This window comes from Celeribacter persicus (genome assembly GCF_003050785.1).
In the GTDB taxonomy this organism is placed as follows: Bacteria; Pseudomonadota; Alphaproteobacteria; order Rhodobacterales; family Rhodobacteraceae; genus Celeribacter; species Celeribacter persicus.
On record NZ_QAOH01000001.1, the window covers coordinates 349,747 to 372,427 of the forward strand.

Annotated in this window: 18 protein-coding genes; 3 read left to right on the forward strand and 15 right to left on the reverse strand. The window is 60.8% G+C overall.

From position 1 onward, the window contains the following. Positions 1 to 38 precede the first annotated feature (38 nt). Genes C8N42_RS01830 through C8N42_RS01845 form a run of 4 tightly spaced genes read right to left on the reverse strand, consistent with a single transcriptional unit; the run spans position 39 to position 5,084 of the window. The gene (locus C8N42_RS01830) at positions 39 to 608 is read right to left on the reverse strand and encodes a sarcosine oxidase subunit gamma (RefSeq protein WP_245889933.1); all 570 of its coding nucleotides are present in this window, start codon (positions 606 to 608) and stop codon (positions 39 to 41) included. Then, positions 601 to 3,546, reverse strand: coding sequence for a sarcosine oxidase subunit alpha family protein (locus tag C8N42_RS01835; protein ID WP_107814826.1), 2,946 nt, complete (start codon positions 3,544 to 3,546; stop codon positions 601 to 603). Before C8N42_RS01835 ends, C8N42_RS01830 begins: the two co-directional genes overlap by 8 nt. Beyond that, a complete protein-coding gene (locus C8N42_RS01840) occupies positions 3,543 to 3,824 on the reverse strand; it encodes a sarcosine oxidase subunit delta (RefSeq protein WP_107814827.1) in 282 nt (93 codons plus the stop codon). The genes C8N42_RS01835 and C8N42_RS01840 overlap by 4 nt, the downstream gene beginning before the upstream one ends. A gap of 9 nt (positions 3,825 to 3,833) precedes the next feature. Further along, positions 3,834 to 5,084 carry a sarcosine oxidase subunit beta family protein gene (locus tag C8N42_RS01845; RefSeq protein ID WP_107814828.1) on the reverse strand — a complete coding sequence of 417 codons (1,251 nt, stop codon included), beginning with the start codon at positions 5,082 to 5,084 and terminating at the stop codon, positions 3,834 to 3,836. Positions 5,085 to 5,204: 120 nt separating this feature from the next. Between C8N42_RS01845 and C8N42_RS01850 the strand changes: the two genes are divergently transcribed. Beyond that, complete coding sequence (locus C8N42_RS01850) at positions 5,205 to 6,152, forward strand: GlxA family transcriptional regulator (protein WP_107814829.1); 948 nt, start codon at positions 5,205 to 5,207, stop codon at positions 6,150 to 6,152. Between the two features lie 71 nt (positions 6,153 to 6,223). Here the strand turns inward: C8N42_RS01850 and glnT are convergent, their stop codons facing one another. From glnT to C8N42_RS01880, 6 genes are all read right to left on the reverse strand, one after another. Continuing rightward, positions 6,224 to 7,540, reverse strand: coding sequence for a type III glutamate--ammonia ligase (gene glnT / locus C8N42_RS01855; RefSeq protein ID WP_107814830.1), 1,317 nt, complete (start codon positions 7,538 to 7,540; stop codon positions 6,224 to 6,226). Between the two features lie 59 nt (positions 7,541 to 7,599). After that, positions 7,600 to 8,925 carry an FMN-binding glutamate synthase family protein gene (locus tag C8N42_RS01860; RefSeq protein WP_107814831.1) on the reverse strand — a complete coding sequence of 442 codons (1,326 nt, stop codon included), beginning with the start codon at positions 8,923 to 8,925 and terminating at the stop codon, positions 7,600 to 7,602. Between the two features lie 10 nt (positions 8,926 to 8,935). Next, positions 8,936 to 9,637, reverse strand: coding sequence for a GltB/FmdC/FwdC-like GXGXG domain-containing protein (locus tag C8N42_RS01865; protein WP_107814832.1), 702 nt, complete (start codon positions 9,635 to 9,637; stop codon positions 8,936 to 8,938). A 4-nt stretch (positions 9,638 to 9,641) separates the two neighbouring features. Next, positions 9,642 to 10,532, reverse strand: a complete 891-nt coding sequence (locus C8N42_RS01870; RefSeq protein WP_107814833.1) for a class II glutamine amidotransferase — start codon at positions 10,530 to 10,532, stop codon at positions 9,642 to 9,644. 204 nt (positions 10,533 to 10,736) lie between these two features. Then, a complete protein-coding gene (locus C8N42_RS01875; RefSeq protein ID WP_107814834.1) occupies positions 10,737 to 11,372 on the reverse strand; it encodes a helix-turn-helix domain-containing protein in 636 nt (211 codons plus the stop codon). A 43-nt stretch (positions 11,373 to 11,415) separates the two neighbouring features. Next, positions 11,416 to 12,702, reverse strand: coding sequence for an ABC transporter substrate-binding protein (locus C8N42_RS01880; protein ID WP_107814835.1), 1,287 nt, complete (start codon positions 12,700 to 12,702; stop codon positions 11,416 to 11,418). Between the two features lie 180 nt (positions 12,703 to 12,882). On the opposite strand from C8N42_RS01880, the gene C8N42_RS01885 reads away from it, so the two are divergent. Further along, the gene (locus C8N42_RS01885; RefSeq protein ID WP_107814836.1) at positions 12,883 to 14,226 is read left to right on the forward strand and encodes an NAD(P)-binding domain-containing protein; all 1,344 of its coding nucleotides are present in this window, start codon (positions 12,883 to 12,885) and stop codon (positions 14,224 to 14,226) included. 104 nt (positions 14,227 to 14,330) lie between these two features. Continuing rightward, complete coding sequence (locus C8N42_RS01890; protein WP_425430509.1) at positions 14,331 to 16,700, forward strand: trimethylamine N-oxide demethylase; 2,370 nt, start codon at positions 14,331 to 14,333, stop codon at positions 16,698 to 16,700. A gap of 60 nt (positions 16,701 to 16,760) precedes the next feature. Here C8N42_RS01890 and C8N42_RS01895 read toward each other — a convergent pair whose 3' ends face one another. From C8N42_RS01895 to C8N42_RS01915, 5 genes are read right to left on the reverse strand one after another with little or no spacing between them, the layout of a single operon-like run. Further along, positions 16,761 to 16,961, reverse strand: coding sequence for a formate dehydrogenase subunit delta (locus C8N42_RS01895; protein WP_107814838.1), 201 nt, complete (start codon positions 16,959 to 16,961; stop codon positions 16,761 to 16,763). Next, on the reverse strand, positions 16,958 to 17,689 hold the full coding sequence (gene fdhD, locus C8N42_RS01900) for a formate dehydrogenase accessory sulfurtransferase FdhD (protein WP_245889934.1): 732 nt from the start codon (positions 17,687 to 17,689) through the stop codon (positions 16,958 to 16,960). The genes C8N42_RS01895 and fdhD overlap by 4 nt, the downstream gene beginning before the upstream one ends. Next, on the reverse strand, positions 17,686 to 20,610 hold the full coding sequence (fdhF, locus tag C8N42_RS01905) for a formate dehydrogenase subunit alpha (protein ID WP_107814840.1): 2,925 nt from the start codon (positions 20,608 to 20,610) through the stop codon (positions 17,686 to 17,688). The genes fdhD and fdhF overlap by 4 nt, the downstream gene beginning before the upstream one ends. Further along, positions 20,607 to 22,133 (reverse strand): formate dehydrogenase beta subunit, encoded by a 1,527-nt coding sequence (locus tag C8N42_RS01910; RefSeq protein WP_107814841.1) that lies wholly within the window; start codon positions 22,131 to 22,133, stop codon positions 20,607 to 20,609. The genes fdhF and C8N42_RS01910 overlap by 4 nt, the downstream gene beginning before the upstream one ends. Next, positions 22,130 to 22,615, reverse strand: coding sequence for a formate dehydrogenase subunit gamma (locus C8N42_RS01915; RefSeq protein ID WP_107814842.1), 486 nt, complete (start codon positions 22,613 to 22,615; stop codon positions 22,130 to 22,132). The genes C8N42_RS01910 and C8N42_RS01915 overlap by 4 nt, the downstream gene beginning before the upstream one ends. Positions 22,616 to 22,681 lie beyond the last annotated feature (66 nt).

Below are 22,681 nucleotides of genomic sequence, written 5' to 3' on the forward strand. Positions count from 1 at the left end.
TCTCCGAAAACCTCGGTCCGAACCCTTAGGCCGAAACGTCAGTCCTCAAGGCGGCGGGCGGCCACGGCCAGTGCGTGCCAGAGCGACCCCGCCAAAGTCCGCATCCCGATCACCGCCAGCCGGTCTTCGGCACGGCGGATCAGGAAAACAGTCATATGTTCAAGCCCCGTGCGCGTCGCCTGCCCCGGCCCGAAGGTTTTCGCGTCGATGTTCACAAGCTTGTTCATCAGCGCCTCGATCGGCCCCGCACCCTGCGACGAGGCAATCTCGAACGCGGTGAAACCGTCGGTCTGCTCGGTCACGGAACACTCGGGCACCTCGGCTTTCAGCATGGCTGCGAAATCCATCTCGGCTTTGCCGGTCGCTTCGATCATCCATTGCCCACGTCCGGTCCAGAAGGCGGCATAATTCCCCATGGACACGGCCTTCGCCACATCCGGCAACGCCAGACCGAAGGGCGCAGGAGTGTCCTGCCCGGCCCGCAGGCTCAGAGAGGCCAGCCCGAGACCGGTGTTTTCCGAGATGGTCAGCGCACCGCACACTTCGGTCCGTGCCACCGTACCGCCGAGAGCGGTGATGGGGGTCAGATCAGTCACAGTATTAGTCACGGAGACGTCCTCCTTCGGGGTCGACGAAATGGGCTGAGACCACTTCGACCTTCATTTCCTGTCCTTCCAGCGGGTTGGCCGCGATCAGCACCTCGCCCATCCGTTCCGCGCCGTTCTCAAGGAACCCGAGCGCGATATAGCTTTCGAGATGCGGCGAATAGCAGGACGAGGTAATCCAGCCCTGATCGCTGGTCATCGTCTGCGCCTCACCTTGGGTGAAAAGATGCGACCCGGCCATAACCTGCGTTTGAGCTTCAAGCGGCTTGAAGCCCACGAGCCGACGTTTCTCCGCCGCCATCCCTTCGCGCCGCGACATCACAGCTCCGATACTGTCTTTCTTCGCAGAAACCATTTTGCCCAAACCAAGCATCTGCGCCGTGGTCTGACCATTGAGTTCAGCCCCTGCCGCGTGACCTTTCTCGATCCGGAGCACGGCAAGCGCTTCGGTCCCATAAGGTGTCACGCCAAGGTCCGCACCCTGCTCCATCAGCCGCTCCATGAGCGCCTGACCGTAGCGGGCGGGCACGGCAACTTCATAAGCCAGTTCGCCAGAGAAGGAGATGCGGAACAGACGCGCCCGCAGCCCCTTGCAAATCGTCAGCTCGGCGCAGGCCATGAAGGGAAACGCCTCATTCGAGAGATCGAACCCGTCGACGATCCGCCTGAGCAATTCCCGCGATTTCGGCCCCGCCACGGCGATCTGCGCCCAGGCGTCGGTGGTCGAAATCAATTGCACATCCAGCTCCGGCCAGACGCATTGGTGGAAGAATTCCATCTGGCGATACACGAGGCCCGCATTGGCGGTCGTCGTCGTGACCACATAGTGGTCCTCCGCCAAGCGTGCACAGGTGCCATCGTCATAGGCATGACCATCCTCGCGCAGCATGAGACCGTACCGAACCATGCCGACTTTCAGCGTGCCCATCATGTTCGAGTACATGCGGTTGAGGAATTCGCCCGCATCCGTCCCCTGCACATCGACCTTGCCGAGCGTCGTCACATCGCAAAGACCCACACCCGATCGCACCGCGAGAACCTCGCGATCCACGGTCTGCCGCCAAGTGGTTTCGCCCTTCTGCGGGAAATATTGCGCCCGCATCCATTGGCCGACCTCGACGAACTCGGCACCTTGCGCCTCCGCCCAATGATGCGTCGGCGTCAGGCGGCGTGGCCGGAACAGCGGCCCGGTGTCGCCGCCGCCCAGCACGGCAAGCGAGACGCCGGTATAGGGCGGGCGGAAAATCGTCGTGCCGGTCTCGGGAATCGACTTGCCGGTCAGTTCGGCCATCACAGCAAGCGCGGAGATGTTCGAGGTCTTGCCCTGATCAGTGGCCATGCCCAGCGTGGTCCAGCGTTTCAAGTGCTCGACCGGCTTCATATTTTCCTTATGCGCCAAGGCAATATCCTTAACCGTCACGTCATTCTGGAAATCGACCCATGCCCGTTTCTTGCCCGGCACATGCCAGAAGGCGGCTTGCTCCGACGGCATATTTTCCGCCTTAGGCAGGGAAATCTCAGCGGCATTGATCCCGATCTCCGAGAGCGCCGTGATCGCGGCATTCATCCCATCGGCCAACGCCTCTTCGGTGCCACCTTTGCCCGCAGCCGCCCCTGCCGGGATCAGACCTTTCGGACCATCCGGGCTCGGAACGAAGGCCAAAAGATCGTCATTCCAGACCGGTCGCCCGCGATGATGCGACGCGAGATGCACGTTGGGGTTCCAGCCCCCCGCCACACCAAGAGCGCCGACGTCATGCCACTCGGAGCGCCCGCCCCGGGTGATCTCGATTGCGCTCAGACCCAGACGGCCTTTCGTCCCGGTCACGGTCGATCCCGCGAAGACCTCGTAATCGCCAAAGCGCGGCGCGGCCTCACGCGCGTCAATGACGCCAAGGACCTTCGCGCCTTTCGCGATCAGGTCCATCGCCGTGCGATGCCCGTCGTCGCCATTGGTGAAAATCGCAATCGCATCCGCGTCGCGTTTCACCGGGCTCACCGCCCAGCGGTTGGCATAGGCGCGCATGGCGCCCGCCAGCATCACACCCGGACGGTCGTTGTCTGCGAACGGGATATGCCGCTCCGTCGCGCCCGCCGCCAGAACGGTGCGTTTCGCGGTGATCCGCCAAAGCGTCTGGCGCACCTTGTCGCCCGGAACGGCCAAGTGATCGGACACCCGCTCCACCGCGCCGAAAATGCCGTGATCGTAAATCCCGAACACTGTGGTGCGGGTCATGATCCGAACATTCGGCAGGCTCTCAAGCTCGGCTTTTGCCGCCGCGACCCAGTCCATGGCAGCAGCACTGTCCAGCGCATCGCTCTCCGCCATGAGACGCCCGCCCAAAACGAAATCCTCATCCGCGAGGATCACTTTCACGCCCACACGCCCGGCAGTCAGTGCGGCGGCAAGCCCCGCCGCTCCCGCCCCCACGATCAAAAGATCGCAATGCAGGAAGCCTTTGTCGTAATCGTCGGGGTCCGGCTGCATCGAGAGCGAACCAAGCCCCGCCGCCTTGCGGATCATGGGCTCATAAAGCTTTTCCCAGAACGCTTTCGGCCACATGAACGTCTTGTAATAGAACCCCGCAGCAAAAAAGGGCGACAAAAGGTCGTTCACCGCCAGAAAGTCGCGATGCAGCGGCCCCATGTGGTTTTGCGAGCGCGCCGTCAGCCCGTCGAACAGTTCGGCCACCGTGGCGCGCGTATTCGGTTCCTGCCTTGCGCCGGTGCGCAACTCGACCATGGCGTTGGGTTCCTCAGACCCCGCCGCTACGACACCGCGCGGGCGGTGATATTTGAAGCTCCGGCCCATGAGCTGCACGCCATTGGCAAGCAACGCGGAGGCCAGTGTGTCGCCCTGAAAGCCTTTGTACGCCTTGCCGTTGAAAGTGAAGTTCAGTGGCGCGTTGCGATCGATCAGACCACCGGTCAGACGGGTCATTCTGCCGCTCCCAGTTTGACGTTCGAGGCCAGTTCCGCCCCGAGGATTTCATGCGTGGTGGTGTCGCGCGTGACGACAAGCCAGCTCCGGTCGCCCTGTTCGTGGAACCAAAGCTCGCGGTGAACGCCCGCCGGGTTGTCACGCTGGAACACATAGTCGCAGAACGCCGCTTCAGCATTCTCCGCCGCCGCATCGGGCCGGAACATCAGGTTGGCATCGCCCAGATAAGTGAATTCCTGACTGTCGCGCAGGCCGAGAAGGGGATGAGGGATCAGCATCTTTTCACCTCAATGCAGGTTGGGTTGGGCGCCAACGCCCTTTTCGTCGATGACATAACCACGCTCGAACCGGTCGAGACGATAGGCGGTCGCGGTCTCATGCGGACGCCCGGTCGCGAGTAAATGCGCAAAGGCATAGCCGGAGGCGGGCGTCGCCTTGAACCCGCCGTAACACCAGCCGGCGTTGAGATAGAGCCCGTCGATATGGGTCCGGTCAATGATCGGCGAGCCGTCCATGGACATATCCATAATGCCGCCCCAACTGCGCAAAAGCCGTGCGCGCCCGATCATCGGCATGAGCGCCATGCCGCCTTCGAGCACATCCTCGACCACCGGTAGGTTGCCGCGCTGCGCATAGGAATTGTAGCCGTCGATGTCGCCCCCAAACACAAGCCCGCCCTTGTCGGACTGGCTGACATAGAAATGCCCCGCGCCAAAGGTGATGACGCCCGGAATGGTCGGCTTGAGTCCTTCTGACACAAAGGCCTGCAACACATGGCTTTCGATCGGCAGGCGCATGCCCGCCTTTTCCATCACGCGCCCGGAAGAACCCGCCACGGCCACACCGACCTTCTTCGCCCCGATAAAGCCGCGTGAGGTGTCGACACCCAAAACCTTGCCGTTCTCGATCTTGAAGCCGGTGACTTCGCAATTCTGGATGATGTCGACGCCGCGCTGATCTGCGCCACGGGCATAGCCCCAGACCACACCATCGTGGCGCGCCGTACCCGCCCGTTCCTGCATCAGCCCGCCCTTGATCGGGAAGCGCGCATTGTCGAAATTCAGGAAGGGCACCATCTCCTTGACCTCGTCACGCGACAAAAGCCGCGCGCCCGCACCGGCCAGCATCATCGCATTGCCGCGACGGCGATAAGCATCGCGCTGCCCATCCGTGTGGATCAGGTTGATGATCCCGCGTTGCGACACCATCGAGTTGAAATTGGTTTCCTGCTCTAGATTTTCCCAGAGCTTCATCGAGAATTCATAGAACGGCTCGTTGCCCGGCAGCAGGTAGTTGGAACGAATGATCGTCGTGTTCCGCCCGATATTGCCGGAGCCGAGCCAGCCCTTTTCCAGCACTGCAACCTTCAGCTCGCCAAAGGTTTTCGCCAGATAAAAGGCCGTCGCAAGCCCATGCCCGCCGCCGCCGACGATCACGATGTCATAGGAGGGTTTCGGGTCCGGGTTACGCCACAGCGGCGTCCAGCCCTTGTGCCCGGTCAGGGCCTCTTTCACGACTTTGAAACCAGAGAATTTCATGCGAGTGCGCTCCTTCGTCTGATCCCTTTCTAGCGGCGATTTTCACTCTGTACCTCCATAATCAGGTCGTATATTTTCAAAATCAGGACGCTATTTCATGTTTTTCGGGAAGGCGCAAAAATGAAGAGAATCGCCTTTCTGCTGGTCGATGGTTTCGCCCTTTTGTCGACCGCTTCAGCGCTCGAACCGCTGCGCGCTGCGAACCTGTTTTCGCCCACGCTGCGCTATGAGGTAACGCTGCTCTCAAACTCTGGCGACATGGTGAAATCCTCCGTTGGCGGGGCGTTCGAGACCCGCTCTTTCCGCGATCTTTTCCCCCGCTTCGATCTGGTTTTCGTGGTCGCGGGCGGCGATCCGGCGCGGGTCAATGACCCTGCCCTTTTCGCCTGGCTCAGGCAGGCGGATCGCTCCGGCGTGGCGCTCGGCGGCATCTCCGGCGGCGCGGTTATTCTTGCGAAAGCGGGGCTTCTGGAGAACCGGCGTTTCACTGTCCACTGGCACCATTATGGCGACTTCGACAGGATGCCCGGAGACTGGCTTTTGGAGCGGCGTTTGTTCGTCATCGACCGCGACCGCTACACCTGCGCGGGCGGCTCCGCGCCCCTCGACATGATGCATGCAATCATCGCACGCGACCATGGAACGAGCTTTGCCCAAAGGATTTCAGACTGGTTCATCCAGACCGAAGTGCGCGGCGCCGACGCGCCACAGCGAAGCTCCATCACCGGGCGCTATGGCGCTCTTCCGATCCCGGTCGAGGCCGCTTTGGAACTGATGGAAAGCCATATCGCCGACCCTCTGGACCAAGACCAGATCGCAGCCCTCGCGGGCCTTTCGACCCGGCAATTGCAGCGCCAGTTTCGCGAGGTGACCGGACGCTCGATCATGGAAGAATATCGCCGCATCCGTTTGAAAACAAGTAAAGAATTGATTTCCTCGACGCACATCCCACTGACCGAGATTGCCCAGATGACCGGGTTTTCCTCTCAGGCACATTTCTCCGACGCCTTCCGTAAACTCTTCGGCACGCCCCCCTCAACCCTGCGCAAAAAACAAGGCCCGGCGTGAACCGGGCCTTGGGGACGATGGCGGGTCTGGAGCCGCCATCCAGGGACTTTGGATCAGGGGGGGACTTTCGATCAGATGTCCAGCGTGTTGTCTTTTTCCCAACGCGAGAAATGCGACACGAAGGAATTCCATTCCTGATGTTTCATCTTGATGTAAGAGGCGGAAAAATCACTGCCCAGCATGGTCTTGAGTTCCGGATCGGCGTCATAGGCGCGGATCGCATCCAGCATGTTGAGCGGAAGTTTCGGCGCACCTTCGATCTTGTGACCTTCGGCATACATGTCGATGTCGTAACGCGGGCCGGGATCGGCTTTGGAGCGGATACCCGACAGACCGGCGGCGATGATCACGGCTTGCAGCAGATAGGGGTTCACCGCCCCATCCGGCAGGCGCAGTTCAAAACGGCCCGGCCCCGGCACGCGGACCATGTGGGTACGGTTATTGCCAGTCCATGTGACCGTGTTCGGCGCCCAGGTTGCGCCCGACATGGTGCGCGGTGCGTTGATCCGCTTGTAGGAGTTCACCGTCGGGTTGGTGATCGCGGCCAGCGCTTCGGCGTGTTTCATGATGCCGCCAAGGAAGTAACCGCCCTGCTCAGACAGCCCCACTTCGCCCACCTGACCCGCCGCTTTGCCCGCAAACGCGTTGGTCTCGCCGTCGAGGTCCCAAACCGAGATATGCGCGTGACAGCCGTTGCCGGTCAAACCTTGGATCGGTTTCGGCATGAAGGTGGCGCGCAACCCGTGTTTCTCGGCCACGGATTTCACCATGAACTTGAAAAAGCTGTGACGATCGGCGGTGATCAGCGCGTCATCGAAATCCCAGTTCATTTCAAACTGGCCGTTGGCGTCCTCGTGGTCGTTCTGATACGGGCCCCAGCCCAGTTCCAGCATGTAATCGCAAATCTCGGCGATCACGTCATAGCGGCGCATCACGGCCTGTTGGTCGTAACAGGGCTTTTCCGCCGTATCGAACGGATCGGAGATCTTGTCGCCCTCGGGGGTGAGGATGAAGAATTCGGCTTCGATCCCGGTCTTGACGCGCAGACCTTCGTCGGCGGCCTCCTTGATCAGTTTTTTCAACACGTTGCGCGGGGCCTGTTCAACCGCCTCGCCTTCCATGATGCAATCCGCGGCCACCCAGGCGACCTCCGGCTTCCACGGCAACTGAATGACGGCATCCGGGTCCGGCACCGCAAGCATATCGGGGTGCGCGGGCGTCATGTCGAACCAGGTCGCAAAGCCCGCAAAGCCCGCACCGTCTTCCTCCATATCCGCAATCGCCGAGGCCGGAACCAGTTTGGCGCGCTGCCCCCCGAACAAATCGGTGTAGGAGATCATGAAATATTTCACGCCTTTTTCTTCGGCGAATTTGGCAAGTTTGCTCATTTGTCTTTCCCTATTCCCTGTCGGTGAAAGAGGGGCGCGAAGGCCCCTCTTCTTGGGCCTCAGAAGCCCGATTTTCCCGGGTACCAGTTGGTCCCCGCCAGCGGCACCTGCGCCATGGCAGCCGCCTCCATGGTCAGCGCGCAAAGGTCCTCGGGTTCGAGGTTGTGAACGTGGTTGTGCCCACAGGCGCGTGCGATGGTCTGGCATTCCAGCGTCATCACATTGAGGTAGTTGCGCAGCTTGCGGCCCGCCGCTTCCGGATCAAGGCGTTTCATCAACTCCGGGTCCTGCGTGGTGATCCCCGCCGGATCGCGCCCCTCATGCCAGTCGTCGTAAGCGCCGGCGGTGGTGCCCAGTTTGTTGTATTCGGCCTCCCATTTGGGATCGTTGTCGCCCAGCGCCACCAGAGCCGCCGTGCCGATGGCCACCGCATCCGCGCCAAGCGCCAGAGCCTTCGCCACGTCCGCGCCGGTACGGATGCCGCCGGAAACGACGAGTTGCACTTCGCGGTGCAGGCCGAGGTCCTGCAACGCCTGAACGGCCGGACGAATGCAGGCCAGAGTGGGCTGACCGACGTGCTCGATGAACACGTCCTGCGTGGCTGCCGTGCCGCCCTGCATGCCGTCGAGGACCACGACATCCGCACCCGCCTTACAGGCCAGCGCCACGTCATAATAGGGGCGTGCGCCACCGACCTTGATGTAGATCGGCTTTTCCCAGTTGGTGATTTCGCGGATTTCGAGGATCTTGATCTCCAAGTCATCCGGTCCGGTCCAGTCGGGATGACGACAGGCGGAGCGCTGGTCGATGCCGACAGGAAGGTCGCGCATTCCAGCCACGCGCTCGGTGATCTTCTGACCCAGCAACATCCCACCGCCACCCGGTTTCGCACCCTGCCCCACCACGATCTCAATGGCGTCCGCGCGACGCAGATCGTCCGGGTTCATGCCGTAGCGCGAGGGCAGATATTGGTAGACGAGCTTCTCAGAGTGACCCCGCTCTTCCTCGGTCATGCCCCCATCACCGGTGGTCGTAGACGTCCCCGCCATGGTCGCGCCACGGCCCAGAGCCTCTTTCGCGTGACCGGACAGTGCGCCGAAGGACATGCCCGCGATGGTGATCGGGATTTTCAACTCAATCGGCTTTTTCGCGAACCGCGTGCCGAGCGTGACGGAGGTGTCGCATTTCTCGCGGTAACCTTCGAGCGGATAGCGCGACATCGAGGCACCAAGAAACAGTAGATCGTCGAAATGTGGCACACGGCGTTTCGCGCCACCACCACGAATGTCGTAGATGCCGGAGGCAGCCGCACGACGGATTTCCGAGTTGATCGAGTTGGAGAAGGTCCAGCTCTGACGCGGTTCGGTTTGAGGTGTCTTGTCCATATCGCGCTCCTCAGTATTCGTCGGCGTGGTCGATGTTGAAATTGTAGAGTTTGCGCGCTGAGCCGTAGCGTTTGAACTCTTCCGGCCTGGCGTCGGCACCGGCTTTTTCGAGAAGTTCCTTGAGGATCTCGATATGCTCCGGGCGCATCTCTTTCTCGATGCAGTCGGCGCCCAGAGATTTCACCGTGCCGCGCACGAAGAGGCGGGCCTCATAGAGCGAGTCTCCCAGCGCATCACCGGCATTGCCCAGCACCACGAGGTTGCCTTTCTGCGCCATGAAGGCGGACATATGGCCGATGTTGCCATGCACCACGATGTCGATGCCCTTCATCGAGATACCGCAGCGCGAGGAGGCATTGCCCTTGATGTTCAGAAGACCGCCGTGGCCGGTGGCGCCCGCATATTGCGAGGCATCACCTTCGATGGTCACGGTGCCGGACATCATGTTTTCGGCGACACCGGGTCCGGCGGAACCTTCGACGGTGACGGTGGCTTCCTTGTTCATCCCGGCACAGTAGTAACCGGTGGAGCCCTTGATCGTCACGTTGATCGGACCGTCGAGACCCACGGCCATGGCGTGAGAGCCGCGCGGATTGGTGATGACGAAAGCTTCATTGGCCTTGGCTTTGGCTGCGGCCTGAAGCGTGGTGTTGACCTCCCGGAGTTCCATTTCGGTCATGTCGAGCACTGTCTTATCAAGCGTCGTGGTCATTGGTTCAGCGCTCCCAGAAGTAAACAGTTGCGGGTTCCGGCTCCCAGACGCGGGCTGCGTCGATGCCCGGCAGGTCTGCAAAGGCACGATACTCTGAGGCGAAGGCGACGTAATCGTCGGTTTCGGCCATCACGGCGGGTTTGCAGGCGATCGGGTCGCGCACGACGCCGAAGCCATTCTTGGTCCCGGTCACGAAGGTGAAGAACCCGTCGAGGTCCTCAATCGTACCCTCCAGAGCCTCACCGAGCGTCGCCCCCTCGGCGATACGCGAAGAAATATAGGCAGCGCCCACTTCGGTGTCGTTCTCGGAGCGGGTGAACACGCCTTTCTTGGCGAGTTTACGGCGCATCTGGTTGTGGTTCGACAGCGAACCGTTGTGCACGAGGCACTGATCGTCAGCTGTGGAAAAAGGGTGCGCACCCATCGTGGTCACGGCAGACTCGGTCGCCATGCGGGTGTGGCCAATACCGTGGGAACCGCCCATCTCGCGCAGGCCGAAACGGGCCGCAACGTCTTTCGGAAGGCCGACTTCCTTGTAAATCTCCATGGATGCGCCGGACCCCATGATCCGCAGGCCCTTCTCTTCAAGGAAGGCAATGGCCGCTTTCTCGGCAGCTTCCGGCAGGGTCAGAACCGCATGGGTGTCGACCACCTTGATTGTCACCGGCGCGTCAATCACGGCACAGACCGCAGCGTCGAGATCGGCAAAGGCCTCGTCCGGCGTGTCCGACTGGACCGTGATTTTCACCATACCGTCCGTCTCGTCGCCATAGATCGCGATCCCGGCGCTGTCCGGGCCGCGGTCGGTCATGGTGATGAGCATATCGGTCAGCATATCGCCCAGTTGCGGGCGCAGTTCATCCTTTTTCAGGAAGAGGCCAACAATGCCACACATAGGTTCCTCCGTAGTGGGTGAGTCTTCGGCGTCTCGCGCCGTCACAATCTCACTAAAGAGAAAACTATTTTCCTTTCAAGAAACTTGATCTCCTATTTGGAAAAAATACTTACCGACAGGAAAATCGCCCCTTTTTTACGCAAACAGGCGACCGATCCGCATCAGCCGCCCGAGAATTGTGCAGCACGGAAATCCAGAACCTCGTCAGCGCGCCTGCGGATAGGTGATGATCGACAAGTATTTTGCCGGAAGCTCAACGATCTCCTCCGGCCCATGCGGCGCATCCGAATCGAACAAAAGCGAGTCCCCAGGCTCCAGATCGTAAATCTGATCGCCATGCCGGTAGTTCACCCGCCCCTCCAGCATATAAAGCATTTCGATACCCTCATGCTGGAACGCCGGAAAACGGTCGGACGCGCTGTCCAGTGTAATCAGATAGGGTTCGACCACGACACCCGAGTTGTTCGAACCGATATGCCCCAGAAGATTATACTGATGCCCGGCCCGCGTCCCCGCACGTTCAATCTCGACCCCTTCGCCAGCTTTCACATGCATACAGCCACGCTCTTCCTCATAGCCCGAGAACAACTGAACCAACGGCACGCGCAAGGCATGGGCCAGCGCCGAAATCGTGTTGAGCGAGGGCGAAATCACACCATTCTCGATCTTCGAGAGCATTCCCACGGAAAGCCCCGTCTGCGCAGCCAGATCCGCCCCCGTCATCCGCGCTCGCTTGCGCAACTCGCGCACCTGACGCCCGATTGCCACTTCGAGGTTTTTTTCCCGTTGCTCTTTCACCGCATGCGGGTTTTGCCGCAAAATTGTCTGCTCCGTCTTCAAACTCGTCTCCTGTCGATCTGTCTCTTAATATCTCTCTATCATATCAACTCTCGGCCAGCGCCCCGGCCAGATCCGGTTTGCCCCGCTGGTGCCAGAGCTGGCCCACCGCACCCAGTTCCGCCATCAGTTCCTCGCCATGGCTCTCAAGCCAGTTCAGCACCGAACCGAATTCCTGAATGCGTGCGCGCCCGTCACGGATCGCGACCACCGGCCAGTCTCCGACCAGCGCATTGTCGATGCCGTAGACCTCCGTCCCCCACCAGTTCGCAAGCCCGAAAACATGTGGCATTCGCCGTCCGCGCTTGAGCGCGGCCAGAACCGAAGCACTGTTGAGGCTGTCCGCCGTCTCCACCGCCTCGTGCCAGAGATCAAGGATCGACGCATATTCCCAGCTCACCGCCGTCCATTCCTCCGGAAAGCGCTCGTTATACGAGTCGAAGAAGACTTTCGGGCGATGAAAGAAAAACGTCGTGTCGGCGAGTGCCGGATCATCGAAATCCGGGAACTGGAAAGTGAAGCGCTCCATGAACGCCGGCGATGTCCGCGCGATCAGGTTCTGATAATTGTCGCAGGTACAGGCGAGGATTTCGCCTTGAAACCCGGCCTCGAAAGCCGCGACGGTCAGCGCCTCGATCATCGGCGGCGCAGACGAGCACCAGCACAACACATCCGGGTTTTCCGCCAGCATCTCCGTCACGATCTCCCGCGCATCGCCCGTCTCCGCATCGTAAAGCACTTCGCTCACGATCTCCCGTCCGGCGACATCGAAGGCCGCGCGGTAGGTCGCAAGTGACGGCAGGCCCATGAGATCGGTCTGGGAACACAGCGCCACGCGTTTCGCCTCCGGGCGGGTACGCGCCAGCCAGTCGACCCCGGTCACGTTAAAGAAGGGATGCACCTCGGCGGGCGCGATGAGATAGGGGTGATCCGGCGACAAATCCGACGGCAAAAGCGTCGCGGTCAGCACCCGGCGATCCATCAGATACGCGAGCGCCAACCCAAGATCGCCGCCGCCCAGCGTCAGGACAAGCCGCACCCGCTGTGCTTCTACCATCTGCCGCGCCGCCTCAAGCGTCGCCGTCGCACCCGACGCACTGTCATGCACGATCAACTCCACCAGATGCCGCCGCCCACCGACCATCATACCTCCATGGGCATTGATCCAATCGACCCAGAGCCGACAACCATCGACACCCGGTCGACCCCAGCGCTCCTCTGACCCTGACATCGGCACCAGCGCGCCGACCCGGATCGGTGCCCGGTCCTGCACGCTCAATCGTGGCAAAGACCCCGCCACAACCAGCCTCTGCGCTAGAGAAGTGGTGCTCATTTTTTCACCTCACGCTCAAAAATAGGCCAAATGACCCATTCATTCTCTGAATTCCATATTCCTCTAAAGAAAATTCATTGACCATCAGAAAATTTTTGGACCAAACCGGAGTAAATCCAAAAGAACCAATTAATGATATTGGTCCATACCAGCACACTAACCCAACGGGAGTTATTGAACATGACCAAACGAGTCGCCGTCATCGGCGCGGGCCCCTCCGGCCTCGCTCAACTGCGCGCTTTCCAGTCCGCCGCCCAGCAAGGCGCGGAAATCCCGGAAGTCGTCTGTTTTGAGAAGCAATCGAACTGGGGCGGGCTGTGGAACTACACCTGGCGCACCGGCGTCGATGAGAACGGCGAGCCCGTTCATTGCTCCATGTATCGCTACCTCTGGTCGAACGGCCCGAAAGAAGGGTTGGAGTTCGCCGACTATTCCTTCGAGGAACATTTCGGCAAGCAGATCGCCTCCTACCCACCGCGCGCCGTGTTGTTCGACTATATCGAAGGCCGCGTGATCAAGGCCGACGTGCGCAAATGGATCCGCTTCTCCTCCGTCATCCGCTGGGTCGAATACGATGAGGAAAAAGGCGATTTCGTCGTCACCGTACACGACATGGTCGAGGACCGCGTCTACAAAGAGCGTTTCGACAATGTGATCGTCGCCTCAGGCCACTTCTCCTCGCCGAACGTGCCCGAATACCCCGGTTTCGAACAGTTCAACGGCCGCATCGTTCACGCCCACGACTTCCGCGACGCCCGCGAATTCGAGGGCAAAGACGTGCTTCTCGTGGGCGCCTCCTACTCCGCCGAAGACATCGGCTCGCAATGCTGGAAATACGGCGCGAACTCGATCACGACCTGCTACCGCTCCGCGCCGATGGGCTTCAAATGGCCGGACAACTGGGAAGAAAAACCCGCTCTGCAAAAAGTCGAAGGCAAGACCGTCTTCTTCGCCGATGGCACCACCAAGGATGTCGATGCGATCATCCTCTGCACCGGCTACAAACACTATTTCCCCTTCCTGCCCGACGATCTGCGCCTCAAAACCAAAAACCGTCTGGCAACCGCCGATCTCTACAAGGGCGTCGTCTATGTCCACAATCCAAAGCTCTTCTATCTCGGCATGCAGGACCAGTGGTTCACCTTCAACATGTTCGATGCGCAGGCCTGGTACGTGCGGGATATCATCCTCGGTCGCATCGAAGTGCCCGCCGACAAGGCCATCTTGGAAGCCGACGTCAAGGAACGCGTGGAGCGTGAAGACGCCGATGACGATGTGAAATATGCGATCAAGTATCAGGCGGATTACGTCAAGGAACTGGTCGCCGATACCGACTACCCATCCTTCGACATCGACGGCGCTTGCGAGGCCTTCTTCGAGTGGAAGAAACACAAGGCGAAGGACATCATGGCCTTCCGTGACAACTGCTATAAATCCGTGATCACCGGCACCATGGCCCCCGTCCACCACACACCGTGGAAAGACGCGCTGGACGACAGCATGGAAGCCTATTTGCAGAACTGACCTTCTTGCGCCCGTTTTACAGGCACATCTCTCTCCCCTGATCCGGGGGTCGCGCCCCCTGCACCCCCGGATTTTTTTTATTCAGACCGATGGAGGTCCCGTTGATCCTCAATCCTTCCGGCCTTCCCTTTCGTCCGGGGGCGCCCAAGGGGTCCATTCCCCGCCGCGCCTCGGCCTTTACGCTCGCCTCGAACGAGGAACGTCACACCGTCCAAGGCGGTGGTGCAACGCTTTTGGAGCTGAAGCCCGGCGACCGGATCACCATCATCAACACCGAGGGCGGGCAGCGTTGCGAATTGCTGGCCGCCCACCCCAACGGGCGTATCGACCCCGGTGTTCTCGGCTGGTCCGCCGATGCCTCGGGCGAGGCACTCCGCGCGACAGTAAATAGCCCCCTGCCCGGCATGGCCCGCCTCCGTCTGGGCCTTTCCAAGCGTCAGATCGACCTGACCGGCGCCAAGACCATCGGCCTGTTCTCCGGCAGCAGTGCGGCGGGCGAAGGCGTAAGTTTCACCACACAGAACGCGGGCTGGTTACTGATCACCGCCCCCGCGTTTGAGCCGGATTTCGAGGCGCAAAACACCGCCACACCGCTCACGGTGACGATCATCCGCGCCGAGCCCCGTCAGGCGGGCTCTTTCGCCCTCCCCGACCCGCTTGCCGACACGCTACAAGACATCCGCATCGCCTCGGCCACGGCGCAGGCCTATACCGTCAAAAAGGGCGAATTCATCCAGATCATGGATGTCGACGGCCGCCAATGCACCGATTTCCAGTGCTTCGACGCGCGCAAGGTCGACAAGGCCATTTTCCACCCGCTCGACGTCACCACCACCCGCACGATCCAGGGCCACGCCTATCCGATGCCTGGTCTGCATTCGAAATATTTCGACCATGATCTGACACCGCTTGTCGAAGTTGTGCAAGACACCTGTGGTCGTCATGACGCCTTTGGTCTTGCGTGCAATGCCAAATATTACGACGACATCGGCTACCCCGGACACACCAACTGTTCCGACAATTTCAACGCGGTCTTGGACCCTTACGGCATTCCCGCCCGTCCCGGCTGGATGGCGGCGAATTTCTTCTTCAACACTGCGATCGACGAACACGGTGTGATGCTAGCGGATGAGCCGTGGTCCCGCCCCGGCGATTACGTATTGCTGCGCGCTCTGACCGATCTCGTGTGTGTGTCGTCGTCCTGCCCCGATGACACCTCCGCCGCCAATGGCTGGCATCTCACCGACATCCATGTGCGCACCTACACCGCCGAAGAACGCTTTTCCCGCGCCACCGCTTGGCGCCCGACCCCTGACGAGGATCCGATCATGACGCGTGAAAGCGCCTTTTATGACTCCTTCGCCGCGATGACCCGCGATTTTACCGACTACAACGGGTTCTGGCTGCCGAACACGTTCCCCGAATGCGACGTGATCGAGAGCTATTGGGCCTGCCGCGAAGGCGTGGTGGTCATGGACCTTTCCGCGCTGCGCAAATTCGAAGTCACCGGCCCCGATGCCGAGGCCCTGATGAACTGGGTCCTCACCCGCAATGTCGAAAAACTCGCCGTGGGTCAGGTGGTCTATTCCGCCATGTGCTATCCGCACGGAGGCATGATCGACGACGGCACTTTGTTCCGTCTGGGCGAGCATAATTTCCGCTGGATCGGTGGCTCGGACGAGGGCGGCGTCTGGATGCGCGAAGAGGCCAAGCGTCTTGGCCTCAACGTCATGATCCGCTCCTCCACCGACCAAATGCACAACCTCGCCGTCCAAGGGCCGAAATCGCGTGATTTGATCAATGAACTGTTCTGGACCGCCCCACATCATCCTGATTTGACGGAGATGGGCTGGTTCCGCTTCACCCCCGCCCGTCTTGGCGACCACGAAGGCCTCCCCGTGGTGATCTCGCGGACCGGCTACACTGGCGAGCTGGGCTATGAGATTTTCTGCCATCCGAAGCACGGCGCGGAGATTTTCAAAGCCGTCTGGGAGGCCGGTCAAAAGGTCGGCATGAAGCCGATGGGCCTTGCTGCTCTGGACCTCGTGCGCATCGAGGCCGGGCTGGTCTTCGCGGGCTATGACTTCTCCGATCAGACAGATCCCTTCGAGGCCGGTGTCGGTTTCACCGTTCCTTTGAAATCCAAGAGTGCCGATTTCGTCGGGCGTGACGCCCTGCTACGGCGCAAGGAAACCCCGTCGCGCAAATTCGTGGGGCTGGAAATCGACGGTCAGAACGCCGTGGCCCATGGCGATTGCATCCGCATCGGTCGCGCCCAGGTGGGCGAGATCTGCTCCGCAATGCGCAGCCCCCGCACAGGCCAATGGATTGCGCTCGCCCGCATCGACGTAGCGCATGCCGAAGAGGGCACGCAGGTCGAAGTCGGCCAGCTTGACGGGCATATGAAACGCTACTCCGCCCGTGTCGCCCCCTTCCCGCATTACGATCCGAAAAAGGAACGTCCGCGGTCCTAATTTTTCAAAACAACAAAACCCCGCCATAGTGCGGGGTTTTTCAATGTTATTTTGATTCCCTCAAAGCGCCTGACCGGCCTCGACCACCAACGCATGAAGCCCCTCACCGCCCTGTCCCAGATAGGTCTTGAGCTGCGAAATCATCCGGGGCTCCCAGAAATCCTTGAGATGTACCGCTACACCCGCCACCTGATCGCCTGGCTGGGTTTCAAAAAAGCTTGCGATCTGATTGGCCATCAGCACCATTTTCGCATCGGTCATGCGCAATTCTCCGTCTCGTCCGTGTAGGCCACCACTGCCTCCCGGCGCAGCACCATCAATGTCAGCCCCGTCTCCCGAGCCAGTTCCACCGCCGCCCGCGTCGGCGAGGACAGCGCAAACAGCCCAGAAATCCCGGCGCGCACGCATTTCTGGACCAGATCGACGGAGAGCCGCGAGGTGATGATCACCGCGCCTTGTCTCACATCCGTTCCACCCAGCGCCCCGATCAGTTTATCGAGCGCATTGTGCCGCCCCACGTCTTCGCGCAGCATCACCAATCCGTCTGCTGTAAAGAACCCCGCGGCATGCATCGCGCCCACCTGATCGCGGCGTTTCTGCCCGGCGTTCAGCGCCTCCAAAGCCGCGCGTGCATGGGTCTCCAGCCCCGCCGCCATCGGCGTCACAGTTCCCGGAAAGACCGTCGCCTCATCGAGGCTTTCGATCCCGCACAACCCACATCCCATCGGTCCCACTGACGCCCGCCGCCGCGCATCCATCGCCGCAGAACAGTCCTCCGGAATACGCCCGCGTACCTCATAGCCGTGGGCATGTTTGATCGCCGAAATCTCGGTGACTTCAGAGGCCTCGGACACAATGCCTTCCGACACAGCAAACCCCGTCAAAAACTCCGAAAGATCAAATGGAGACGCCATCATCACCGCCGCCGTCGAGCCATTATAGACCAGCGCAACGGGCGCTTCTTCCGGCAGGGCGTCGACCATGCTCATTCGGCAGCCTCGATACGCCGCGACTGCTCGGCTTGCGCGATGTAGCGTTCCTGCCATTCGCTTGGCCCGTTGGAAGGCGAAACCTGCACCGCCGTCACCTTGTATTCCGGGCAGTTCGTCGCCCAGTCGGAGTAATCCGTGGTGATGACATTGGCCTGCGTGTCCGGGTGGTGGAAGGTCGTGTAAACCACGCCCGGGCTGACCCGGTCGGTGATCTTCGCGCGTAGCGAGGTTTCCCCCGAGCGCGACGCCAGACGCACCCAATCGCCATCCCGGAGACCCCGATTTTCGGCGTCATGAGGGTGGATTTCCAACACGTCCTGATCGTGCCAGACCACGTTTTCCGTCCGCCGCGTCTGCGCGCCGACGTTGTACTGGCTGAGAATGCGTCCCGTGGTGAGCAAGAGCGGGAAACGCGGCCCGGACTTCTCATCTGTCGCAATATATTCAGTGACGATGAACCGCCCCTTGCCGCGCACAAACCCGTCGACATGCATCAAAGGCGTGCCATCCGGGTGGTCTTCGTTACAGGGCCACTGCACCGACCCTTTCTCTTCGAGCAGCGCATAATCGACGCCCGCAAAAGACGGTGTGGTCGCGGCGATCTCCGCCATGATTTCCGCCGGATGTGTGTAATTCCACGGCTTGCCACCCGTCTCTTTCAAAACGGCATTGGCGAGCATCTGCGTCACCTGCCAATCCTCATAGCCGTTCTTCGGCGCCATCACCTTGCGCACCCGGTTGATCCGGCGCTCGGCATTGGTGAATGTACCGTCTTTTTCCAAAAAGCTCGATCCAGGCAAGAAAACATGAGCGTAATTTGCGGTCTCATTCAAAAAGAGATCATGCACGATGACGCATTCCATGGCGGCGAGCCCGGCGGCCACATGTTTGGTGTCCGGGTCGGATTGCAGGATGTCTTCGCCCTGACAATAGAGCCCTTTGAAGGTCCCGTCGACCGCCGCGTCGAGCATGTTCGGGATGCGCAGGCCGGGTTCCGGGTCAAGCGCCACACCCCAGGTGTCTTCGAAAATCCTGCGCACTTCCGGTAATTTCACATGGCGATACCCCGGCAGTTCGTGCGGGAAAGAGCCCATATCGCAAGAGCCCTGCACATTGTTCTGCCCGCGCAGCGGGTTCACCCCCACGCCTTCGCGCCCGATGTTGCTGGTCATCATCGCAAGGTTGGCGATGGCCATCACGGTCGTCGAGCCCTGCGAATGCTCGGTGACGCCGAGGCCATAATAGATCGCGCCATTACCCCCTTGGGCAAAAGCGCGCGCTGCCTCGCGGAGTGTCAAAGCGGGTACGCCGGTCAGCGCTTCGGTTGCCTCAGGCGCATGGCGCTCGTCCGAGATGAACGCCTTGTAATCTTCCCAGGCGTCGAGATCGCAGCGCTCCGCGATGAACGTTGGATCGTAAAGCCCTTCGGTCACAATGACATGGGCAATGGCCGAGACCACGGCCACATTCGTTCCGGGCCGCAGCGCAAGGTGATGCGCCTCACCCAGATGTGGCGTCTCCAAGAGATCAATCCGACGCGGGTCCACCACGATCAGCTTGGCCCCCTGCCGCAACCGTTTGCGCAGGCGCGAGGCAAAGACCGGATGCCCGTCCGTGGGGTTCGCGCCGATCACCATCACCACGTCGGATTTCTCGACCGAGTCGAAATCCTGCGTCCCCGCCGAGGTGCCAAAGGTCTGACCAAGCCCGTAGCCGGTCGGAGAGTGGCACACCCGCGCGCAGGTGTCGGTGTTGTTGTTGCCGAAGACAGCGCGGGTGAGTTTCTGGACGAGGTAGGTTTCCTCGTTGGTGCAGCGGCTTGACGTGATTACGCCGATGCTCTTCTGACCGTATTTTTCCTGAAGGCCGACGAGCTTCTTGGCGGCGAAAGACAGCGCTTCGTCCCAGGAGACTTCGCGCCACGGCAGGTCAATGCTGTCGCGGATCATCGGATGCAAAATACGATCCTTATGGGTGGCATATCCATAGGCAAATCTGCCTTTGACACAGGAATGCCCCCGGTTCGCCTTGCCGTGCTTATAGGGCACCATACGCACCAGTTGATCGCCCTGCATTTCGGCCTTGAAGCTACAGCCCACACCGCAATAGGCGCAGGTGGTCACCACGGAGCGATCCGGCGTGCCCATCTCGATCACGGATTTTTCTTGCAGTGTCGCGGTCGGGCAGGCCTGCACACAGGCGCCACAGGACACACAATCGGAGGCAAGGAAATTCTCCGCCCCCACGGCCACACGGCTATCGAACCCGCGCCCTTCGATGGTCAGCGCAAACGTCCCCTGCACCTCTTCGCAGGCCCGCACACAGCGGTTGCAGACGATGCATTTGCTTGGATCATAGGTGAAATACGGGTTGCTGTCGTCCTTCGGCAGCCATTCGGGATTGGCTTCGCCGGATGTGTTGCGCGCCTCGAAATGGTTCGCCAGAACGCCCGACTTCGGTGCCTCATAACGCACATCGCGCAGACCGACCGCCCCCGCCATATCCTGCAACTCGCAATCGCCATTGGCCGCGCAGGTCAGGCAATCGAGCGGGTGATCGGAGATGTACAGCTCCATCACTCCCTTGCGTAATTTGCGCAACTTCTCGGTCTGGGTATGAACCTTCATCCCGGCATGCACCGGTGTCGTACAGGAGGTAGGCGTGCCGCGCCGACCCTCGATTTCCACCGCACAGAGACGACAGGAGCCGAAAGCCTCCAGACTGTCGGTGGCACACAGCTTCGGCACCTGAATGCCCAACTCAGACGCCGCACGCATCACAGAGGTACCTTCCGGCACGGTGATCTCCATCCCGTCGATGGTCAGCGTCACCGGCTTACCGGTCTTGGCAGGCGTCCCACGATCCACATCGTCATACACACCCGTGCCGGTTTCCCAGGGAATGATAAAGTCTTTCATTCTGCAGCCTCCTTGCGGGCACTCTTGGGAGCGAAATCTTCCGGGAAATGGCGCAGCGCCGACATCACCGGATAGGGCGTAAACCCGCCCAGCGCACAGAGCGATCCATCGACCATCACTTCGCACAGGTCTGTCAAAAGCGGGATGGCGTTCACGTCGCCCTCCGCGATCCGGTCGAGCGTCTCGACGCCACGCACCGCACCGATCCGGCAGGGCGTGCATTTGCCACAGCTCTCCACCGCGCAGAATTCCATCGCAAACCGCGCCATCGAAAGCATATCCGCGCTGTCATCGAACACCACGATCCCGGCATGCCCGATCAGCGCCTTTTGCCCGTCGAACTCCTCATAACCAAAGGGCGTATCGAACTGGTCCGGGTGCAAATAGGCGCCCAGAGGCCCACCGACCTGCACCGCCTTGATCGGACGCCCGGTGGCAGTGCCGCCCGCAATCTCGTTCACCAACGTGCCAAGCGGCATGCCGAAGGCGGTTTCGAACAAGCCGCCTTGCTTGACGTTCCCCGCGATCTGGATCGGCATCGTACCTTTCGAGCGGCCCAACCCGAAATTTGCGTAATGCGCAGCACCTTTCGCGAAAATCACAGGCACGGTTGCCAGAGAAATCACGTTGTTCACAACCGTCGGACGGCCAAGGAAGCCCTCAAGCGCTGGAAGCGGCGGCTTGGCGCGCACCGTGCCGCGTTTGCCTTCGAGCGAGTTGAGAAGCGAGGTCTCCTCGCCGCAGACATAAGCCCCCGCACCGACGCGAACTTCCATATCGAATGTTTTACCCGAGCCGAGCACATTCGCCCCCAAGACCCCGGCGCCCCGCGCGATCTCGATCGCCCGCCGCATCACGGCCACGGCATCGGGATACTCTGAACGCGTGTAAACATAGCCTTTGGTCGCACCACAGCCCAAGCCCGCAATCGCCATGCCTTCGATCAGAGTAAAGGGATCGCCCTCCATGATCATCCGGTCGGCAAAGGTGCCGCTGTCGCCCTCATCGGCGTTGCACACGATGTATTTCTGCGGCGCATGCGCAAGTCGCACCGTGTCCCATTTGATCCCCGTCGGGAAACCCGCACCGCCACGACCGCGCAGGCCCGACAGCTTCACCTCGTCGATGATCGCATCCTGCGACATGCCGGTGGCACGCTTGAGACCTTCGAGCCCCCCATGGGTCTCGTAATCTCTCAAAGACAGCGGATCGGTCAGACCACAGCGCGCGAAGGTCAGACGGGTCTGGCGGGCAAAGAATGGAATATCTTCGACCTTGCCGAGCGTCTCGATCCTGCCGTCCAGAAGTGCCGCGACATCCCCTTCGGAGATCGGCCCATAGGCCAGACGTTCCCCGTCTTTCTCAATCTCCACCAGCGGCTCCAGCCAGATCATCCCGCGCGTGCCGTTGCGAACAATCTCCGCTTCGATCCCGCGTGCGGCGATCTCCTGCGCCAGCTTTGCAGCCACCTCATCGGCGCCCAGCGCCTTGGCCGCGCTGTCCATCGGAACATAAATCTTCATGCCGAAACCTCCGACAGAGCCTTCTCCACCTGCGCTTCGTCGGCACGAGCGATCAGCCTGTCATCCACCATCGCGGCGGGTGCGCAGGCGCAGAGGCCAAGGCAATAGACCGGCTCCACCGTCAGTTTCCCGTCTGGCGTGGTGCCGTGCCAATCGAGGCCGAGCTTGGCAAGCAAAGCTTCGGCAAATCCGACCCCACCCATGGCCTGACAGGCCTCCGCCCGGCAAATCTTCAACACATGCTTGCCCGCCGGTTTCTCGCGAAAATCATGGTAAAAGGAGACCACGCCCTTCAATTCGGCGGCGGTGATCGACAGCGCCTTGCAAATCGGATCATGCGCCGTCGCCGGGATTACCCCGAACGCATCCTGCAAGGCGTGCAGCATGGGCAAAAGCGGACCTTCGAGATGAGCGTGGGCAGAGATGATCTCCGCAATCGTCCCGTCATCTGCGGACCCGTGCGGGTTCGGGGCTGGCGTCATGGCTGACCTCTTCGAATACGAACGTATACATTTCAGTCATGAGACCATGTGCAGCATCGCGAAATC